This window comes from Arthrobacter sp. HMWF013 (assembly GCF_003061105.1).
Lineage (GTDB): Bacteria > Actinomycetota > Actinomycetes > Actinomycetales > Micrococcaceae > Arthrobacter.
Map to the genome: position 1 here is coordinate 4,240 of NZ_QAIQ01000540.1, position 7,326 is coordinate 11,565.

General features: G+C 65.2%; 5 protein-coding genes and 1 pseudogene. 5 read left to right on the forward strand and 1 reads right to left on the reverse strand.

The annotated features are described in order from the left end of the window. Positions 1-168: pseudogene (locus DBR22_RS25285) on the reverse strand (heparan-alpha-glucosaminide N-acetyltransferase domain-containing protein); the annotation flags it as partial. 209 nt (positions 169-377) lie between these two features. Between DBR22_RS25285 and DBR22_RS24780 the strand changes: the two are divergent. From DBR22_RS24780 to DBR22_RS18625, 5 genes are all read left to right on the forward strand, one after another. Further along, the gene (locus tag DBR22_RS24780; protein WP_258229295.1) at positions 378-785 is read left to right on the forward strand and encodes a hypothetical protein; all 408 of its coding nucleotides are present in this window, start codon (positions 378-380) and stop codon (positions 783-785) included. 9 nt (positions 786-794) lie between these two features. Then, positions 795-1,541 carry a carbon-nitrogen hydrolase family protein gene (locus DBR22_RS18610; protein ID WP_108600228.1) on the forward strand — a complete coding sequence of 249 codons (747 nt, stop codon included), beginning with the start codon at positions 795-797 and terminating at the stop codon, positions 1,539-1,541. Between the two features lie 73 nt (positions 1,542-1,614). Then, a complete protein-coding gene (dapA, locus tag DBR22_RS18615) occupies positions 1,615-2,523 on the forward strand; it encodes a 4-hydroxy-tetrahydrodipicolinate synthase (RefSeq protein WP_108600229.1) in 909 nt (302 codons plus the stop codon). A gap of 41 nt (positions 2,524-2,564) precedes the next feature. After that, positions 2,565-4,256 carry a ribonuclease J gene (locus DBR22_RS18620; protein ID WP_108600230.1) on the forward strand — a complete coding sequence of 564 codons (1,692 nt, stop codon included), beginning with the start codon at positions 2,565-2,567 and terminating at the stop codon, positions 4,254-4,256. A 129-nt stretch (positions 4,257-4,385) separates the two neighbouring features. Beyond that, positions 4,386-7,319, forward strand: a complete 2,934-nt coding sequence (locus tag DBR22_RS18625) for an FtsK/SpoIIIE family DNA translocase (RefSeq protein WP_108600231.1) — start codon at positions 4,386-4,388, stop codon at positions 7,317-7,319. Positions 7,320-7,326 lie beyond the last annotated feature (7 nt).

Consider the following 7,326-nt stretch of genomic DNA (forward strand, 5'->3'; position numbering starts at 1 on the left):
GATCCACGTGGGCGTGAGGTCCGCATTTGCCTCGAATGTGGGAAGCAGATGCGTGGCCATCATGCCCAGGAGCGCAAGCCCCCGGGCCGCGTCAATGCCACGGAGGCGGCCTGTGGGCCGCGAGGGCCGGGGGATCCTGGAGGATCTTGCGGTGGCACGGGACGTCATGAGGCGATGGTCTCACACCCGCCTTGGGGGCGGCAGTCAAGTGACGCGGTAAGGGGCCCTTGTATTCGAATATATGTTCGAATAGCATAGGCGGCATGCACACACCTTCCCAGCCCTCACAGTTTCCGGATTCTCCGGCTGGCCAGAGCCCCCTGCGGCCGGGCCCTGATGCCGGCGTTCCGGCACAGCCTTCGGGTCTGATGAAAGCCATGAGTCCGGGCGTAGTGGATTTCCTCTTCCGTCAGCTCGTGGCCGGAAGATCTGCAGAGGACGTCCAGTGGCAGCAGGAAGGCATCTCCCTCAGTGCGCAGCCTGCGGGAGCGGAGCTGGCGCGCAGGCTCGCAGAAGTCGATCTGGAAGCGCTGACCCCCACCGAACTCTTCCACTACGTCAGGGCCGCCCAAAAGATGGCAGCCTGGGCCGAGGACCTGCGTCAGGCGGCGCTGGAAAGGTACTGCCAGCCGGTGAACCTGAACCCGGCCCGGTTTTTGGACCCGCCTGATGTCCCGCAAGAAGGCCAGGTGAGGGCCACGTTTCAGGGAGCACGGCAAGGGGTGCCGAATGGCCGGCAGTCTGGCGGTATGCAGCGCCCTGTGAATCTGCAGCACGGTCCCTAGGATGAAAGGGTGACTGAAGCCCTGACTGTCTCCGCCATCCAGTACCAGGCGCTGGACGGCGGGATCATCCCCAACGCCCAGGAACATGTGCGGCTCATCGAGGATGCGGAGTCCCACGGCGCCCGGCTGGTGGTGTTCCCGGGGCTGTCCCTGACTGGCCACAACTTTGCACAGTTGGCGGCGGAAGACTCCTGGCTCAGGCCGGATGATGCCAGGCTCGATGACCTCCATGAAATCTGCCGGCGCAGCGGCATCACGGCCGTGGCAGGGGCCGCGTACAGGGAACCGGATGGCACCCCACGCATGGCCTGCCTGGCCATGCATCCTGACGGCACCACGGAGACCGGCTTCAAGACACGCCTTAGCGGTGTCGAAGAGCAGCACTTCACGGCCGGTGCAGGTTCCAGCGTTCTTGAACTGGACGGTTGGAGAATAGCCCTGGCCATCTGCTCCGAAGCAGAAGATCCTGTCCACTGCACGGCCGCCGGACTGGCCGGAGTGGATATCTGCGCCGTGTCAGCTGTCTATGCGCAGCATGACAAACTGCGGCTGGGGCTGCACCTTGAAGCCCTCGCCTCTGACAACCGGATCTTCGGACTCCTGGCAAACCTGGCAGGCTCCACGCCTTCAGGACCATCGTCGGGACTGAGCGGATTCTGGGGACCGGATGGACTCCAGCTCAGAACAGCAGCCGGGACGGGCGCAGAAGTGGTCACAGCCATCCTGCAGCGCAGCGCCCTGCGGAAGTTCCGCTGACAGTCCCCTATTTGACGTGGATCACGCCCCTGCCATTGTCCTAACCGGAGGGAGACAGGGTAACGTTTTTTCCATGCCTCACACATCCGCGCACATTCCTGCCCTTGGTACGCTCCTGACCGCCATGGTCACGCCCTTCACCAAGGATGGCAAAGTGGACTACGCGCAGGCGGCCGAGTTGGCTGCCAGGCTCGTGGACGATGGCTGCGACGGCCTGGTCGTCACCGGAACCACCGGCGAAACCTCCACCCTCACAGACGAGGAAAACCTCGGCATGTTCCGTGCCGTGAAGGAGGCCGTGGGAGACCGTGCCGCCATCATCGCCGGCACCGGGACCAACGACACCGCACACTCCGTGCACCTTTCCCGGCAGGCGGCCGCGCTCGGCGTCGACGGCCTTCTGCTCGTCACGCCGTACTACAACAAGCCCAGCCAAGCCGGCGTCCGCGCCCACTTTGAGACCGTTGCGTCCGCGGTGGATGTACCGGTCATGCTCTATGACATCCCGGGCCGCTCGTCGATCGCCATTGAACCTGAAACCATGATCCGCCTGGCGCAGCACCCCAACATCGTCGCCGTCAAGGACGCGAAGGCCGATTTCACCGCAGCCAGCCGTGTGATGGCGGAAACTGATCTGCTCTTCTACTCCGGCGACGACGGACTGACCCTCCCGTGGATGGCTCTGGGCGCCGTTGGACTGGTGGGCGTCACCACCCACGTTGCCACCCGCCGCTTCCGTGAGCTGATCGACGCCGTCAACGCCAACGACCTCAGCACCGCCCGCAAGATCAATTTCGAACTCGTGCCCGTGGTGCGCGCAACAATGACACGCGTCCAGGGCGCTGTAGCCGCCAAACAAATTCTTAAATGGCAGGGAGTCCTGCCCAACTCGATTGTCCGTTTGCCCCTCGTGGAGCCGGACGAAGCCGAGATCGAATCCATCCGCGAGGACTTGGCGGAAGCGGGGCTGGTCTTTCCCTAAGGGCTAAGACCGGCACCCTTCCGCCTGGAAAGTAGTGCACTATGACCCAAACCGCCCTTCCCGGCCTTGTCACGCCTCCACGCCTGCCGCAAGGCACCCTGCGGATCGTTCCGCTTGGTGGCCTGGGGGAAATCGGCCGGAACATGGCCGTGTTCGAAATCGACGGCAAGCTGCTCGTCGTGGACTGCGGCGTCCTCTTCCCGGAGGAGACCCAGCCCGGCGTCGACCTGATCCTGCCTGATTTCTCCTACATCCAGGACCGCGTGGACGACATCGTCGCCGTTGTCCTGACCCACGGCCACGAGGACCACATCGGCGCCGTCCCGTACCTCCTGCGGCTCAGGGCGGACATTCCGCTGGTCGGTTCACAGCTGACCCTTGCCCTCATCGAGGCCAAGCTGCAGGAACACCGGATCCGCCCGTACACCCTGACTGTGGAAGAAGGACAGGTCGAAAAATTCGGCCCCTTCGAATGCGAATTCGTCGCGGTCAACCACTCCATTCCCGATGCCCTGGCTGTCTTCATCCGCACCGCCGCCGGCACCGTCCTGCACACGGGCGACTTCAAGATGGACCAGCTGCCCCTGGACGGCCGGATCACCGACCTCCGCCACTTCGCCAAGCTGGGCGAAGAGGGCGTGGACCTCTTCATGTCCGACTCCACCAACGCTGACGTGCCCGGCTTCACCACGGCGGAAAAGGAGATCGGCCCCACGCTGGAACGGCTCTTCGGCCAGGCCACCAAGCGGATCATCGTCGCGTCCTTCTCCTCGCACGTGCACCGTGTCCAACAGGTGCTGGACGCCGCAGCCAAGCACAACCGAAAAGTCGCCTTCGTTGGCCGCTCGATGGTCCGCAACATGGCCATCGCGGAAAAGCTCGGCTACCTTGACGTGCCCCCGGGCCTGGTCGTGGACATCAAGAACATCGACAACCTCCCGGACAACCGCGTGGTGCTGATGTCCACCGGCTCCCAGGGTGAACCGATGGCCGCGCTGTCCCGCATGGCCAACGGAGACCACCGTGTGGTGGTGGGCCAAGGGGACACCGTCATCCTTGCCTCCAGCCTCATCCCGGGCAACGAAAACGCGGTCTTCCGCATCATCAACGGCCTGCTGAAGCTCGGCGCCGATGTCATCCACAAAGGCAACGCCAAGGTCCACGTCTCGGGCCACGCCGCAGCCGGCGAACTGCTCTACTGCTACAACATCCTTGAGCCGCTCAACGCCATGCCGGTCCACGGCGAGACCCGCCACCTCATTGCCAATGGCAAGATCGCCATCGAATCCGGTGTGCCGGAGGCCAGCGTCATCCTCTCTGACAACGGCACGGTCATCGACCTCAAGGACCACCGCGCGGACGTCGTGGGCCAGATCGAGGTGGGCTTCGTGTATGTGGACGGCTCCAGCGTCGGCGAGGTCACCGAGGCCGATCTGAAGGACCGCCAGACGCTCGGTGATGAAGGCTTCATCTCGATCATCACCGTCATCCACCGCGCCACCGGCAAGGTGGTTTCCGGACCGGAAATCCACGCCCGCGGCGTGGCTGAGGATGATTCAGTTTTCGACGAGATCATCCCCAAGATCAACGCCGCTCTGGAAGAGGCTGTGCTGAACCGGACCGACCACACCACGCACCAGCTCCAGCAGGTTGTGCGGCGCGTGGTAGGCACCTGGGTCAACCGCAAGCTCCGCCGCAAGCCCATGATCATCCCGGTGGTCCTCGAGGCGTAACAGCGCCGAACCGCCAGCGGATTCAAAAGGCCCGGTTCTTCGGAACCGGGCCTTTTCGTGCAGCAACATGGGGCCAGGAATGCCCGTAAATCCGCGGAAAACCGCATCAGTTCGGGTACCGTGGCACGTATGGCCACTCGTACTACTTCCGCGCCCCGAGGCAATTCCGGCGGCAACACTGGCCGCAGTTCCGGCACCAAGACGGGCGGTACAGCGGGCCGCGGCGCGGGCACCACAGCGTCCAAATCCAGTGGCCGGGGCGGAACATCCTCCGGTGCCACCCGCCGGCTGCCCGTCGTCGAACAGCGGCAGCCCTGGCTCCTGCGCGTCGTGGCCGGCGCGTGGCTGGGGCTCGGCCACCTGGTCGGCGGGGGAGTCCGCCGGATCGGCTCCGATGTCAGCGACCTCCCTCCGGAGGAGCGCCGTGATGGGGCCGCCCTTTTCAACCTGGCCCTGGGCGTGTTCATCGCCACGTTTGCCTGGTGGGGATTGACAGGCTGGTTCCCGGACGCCGTGTACAACGTGGTCAACGGCACCTTCGGCTGGATGTCCCTGCTGCTGCCGCTGATGCTCTTCGTCTGCGCCTTCCGTCTGTTCCGGACGCCCGACGACGGCCGGGGAAACAACCGGGTGGGCATTGGTTTCCTCATCATGACCTTCGCAGGCTGCGGGTTGGCCCACGTAGTGGCCGGGCAGCCTACTGTTGCCCAGGGTTTCGACGGGCTGCGCCAGGCGGGCGGCATGCTCGGATTCCTGGCAGCCTCGCCTCTTGCAGCCATCCACGCGGCGGTGCCGCTGGTGGTCTATGGCCTCCTGGCCTTCGTCTCGCTGCTTATCATTACGGCCACGCCGTTTGGGGCCATTCCCCGCCGCCTGCGGACGGCGTACGAGCACCTGATGGGCATCGACCTGCAGGAGCCCCGTGAGGCAGTGGACAGCCACGACCGCAGCTACCTCGAGGAAACCCGCGCAGCCGCTGCGCCCAAGAAGAAGAAGCGGCGGTTCTTCGGCAAAGACGATGAGGCCGATCCCAAACTTGAAGGCTACGTGGGTGATGAAGCCTTCGAACACGCCGTTATTGATGACGAGGAGACCGAAACCGGGCCCTCGGGCTCAGGGAACAGGCCCGCTCCCGGCGTGCGCCGCCCCACACAGGCGGAGATCGCCGTCGAGAAGATCAAAGCCGCCCAGGGCCTCGGCACCGCCGGGCAGGGGGCGGGGGAGAATGCCACCGAAGCCATCCCGCTGGTGACACCGGGCATGGTCGCCGCGGGTTCACTCAATCCGGCACCGGCGGCCCTTCCGCAGGTGCCGGCCAAGCCCGTCACCCCCATGCCCCTTCCTACGCCGATTCCGCAGCGGACCGAGCAACTCTCCCTGGCGGGCGACGTCACCTACACCCTGCCGCCGTCGGACGTTCTGACCCCGGGATCCATCCCCAAGGAGCGCACCGAAGCCAACGACGCCATCGTCGCTTCCCTGACGGAAACCCTCAACCAGTTCAATGTGGAGGCCCAGGTCACCGGCTTCAGCCGCGGTCCCACGGTCACCCGCTACGAGATCGAACTCTCGCCCGGGACCAAGGTGGAGCGCGTCACGGCGCTGTCCAAAAACATTTCCTACGCAGTGGCCTCCAGCGATGTCCGGATCCTCAGCCCCATCCCCGGCAAGTCCGCCATCGGCATCGAGATCCCCAACACGGACCGCGAAACAGTCTCCCTCGGTGACGTGCTCCGCAGCCAGAACGCCCGCCGCACCGACCACCCGATGGTCATGGGTGTGGGCAAGGACGTCGAGGGCGGCTACGTGGTGGCGAACCTCGCCAAGATGCCCCACCTGCTCGTCGCCGGTGCCACGGGTGCCGGCAAGTCCTCGTTCGTGAACTCGATGATCACCTCCATCCTCATGCGCGCCACCCCGGACGAGGTCCGCATGGTCATGGTGGACCCCAAGCGCGTGGAACTGACCGCGTACGAGGGCGTCCCGCACCTCATCACCCCCATCATCACCAACCCCAAGAAAGCCGCCGAGGCGCTGCAATGGGTGGTCCGGGAGATGGACGCCCGCTACGACGACCTCGCCAACTACGGTTTCAAGCACATCGACGACTTCAACAAAGCCGTCCGGGCCGGGAAAGTACACCCGCCGGGCGACTCCAAACGCGTCATCCGGCCCTACCCCTACCTGCTGGTGATCGTTGACGAGCTCGCCGACCTCATGATGGTGGCTCCGCGCGACGTCGAGGACTCGATTGTCCGCATCACCCAGCTGGCACGCGCGGCAGGCATCCACCTGGTTTTGGCCACCCAGCGTCCGTCCGTCGATGTGGTCACCGGTCTGATCAAAGCCAACGTGCCGTCGCGGATGGCGTTCGCCACGTCCTCGGTCACCGACTCCCGCGTGGTCCTGGACCAGCCCGGCGCCGAGAAACTCATCGGCCAGGGTGACGCGCTCTTCCTGCCCATGGGTGCGTCCAAGGCCATGCGTGTGCAGGGGGCCTGGGTCACTGAGTCTGAAATCCACAAGGTGGTCGAACACGTCAAGGGCCAGCTCAAGGCCGTGTACCGCGACGACGTCGCCCCTGAGGCGCAGAAAAAGCAGATCGACGACGACATCGGGGACGACCTCGAGGTGCTGCTGCAGGCCACCGAGCTGGTGGTCACCACGCAGTTCGGTTCGACGTCGATGCTCCAGCGCAAGCTCCGCGTCGGTTTTGCCAAGGCCGGGCGCCTGATGGACCTGCTGGAGTCCAGGGGAGTGGTTGGTCCGTCGGAGGGATCGAAGGCCCGCGACGTCCTGGTCAAGCCGGACGACCTCGCGCAGGTCCTTGCCGCGATGAAGGGCCAGGAGGCTCCGGTGGTCGCCGACTCGCAGACTGCGGCCCTGAGCGAGAACGCCAACGCCAACATCGCCCAGGGTGGTTACGCCGAGGACCTGGTCCAGGCGGACCTGGACCAGCGGAGCCAGAACGTTGAATATTACGACGGCGCCGACTCACCTCCCGGTTCCCGCGGGGATGATGACGACGGTTCTGAGGACGCCTGGTCGCTCACCGGACGGTAGCCTAGGA

Bases quoted from the DNA above. Each gene is read 5' to 3' on its own strand.
- DBR22_RS24780 (WP_258229295.1), top strand. From the start codon at position 378: ATGAGTCCGGGCGTAGTGGATTTCCTCTTCCGTCAGCTCGTGGCCGGA.
- dapA (WP_108600229.1), top strand. From the start codon at position 1,615: ATGCCTCACACATCCGCGCACATTCCTGCCCTTGGTACGCTCCTGACC.
- DBR22_RS18620 (WP_108600230.1), top strand. From the start codon at position 2,565: ATGACCCAAACCGCCCTTCCCGGCCTTGTCACGCCTCCACGCCTGCCG.
- DBR22_RS18625 (WP_108600231.1), top strand. From the start codon at position 4,386: ATGGCCACTCGTACTACTTCCGCGCCCCGAGGCAATTCCGGCGGCAAC.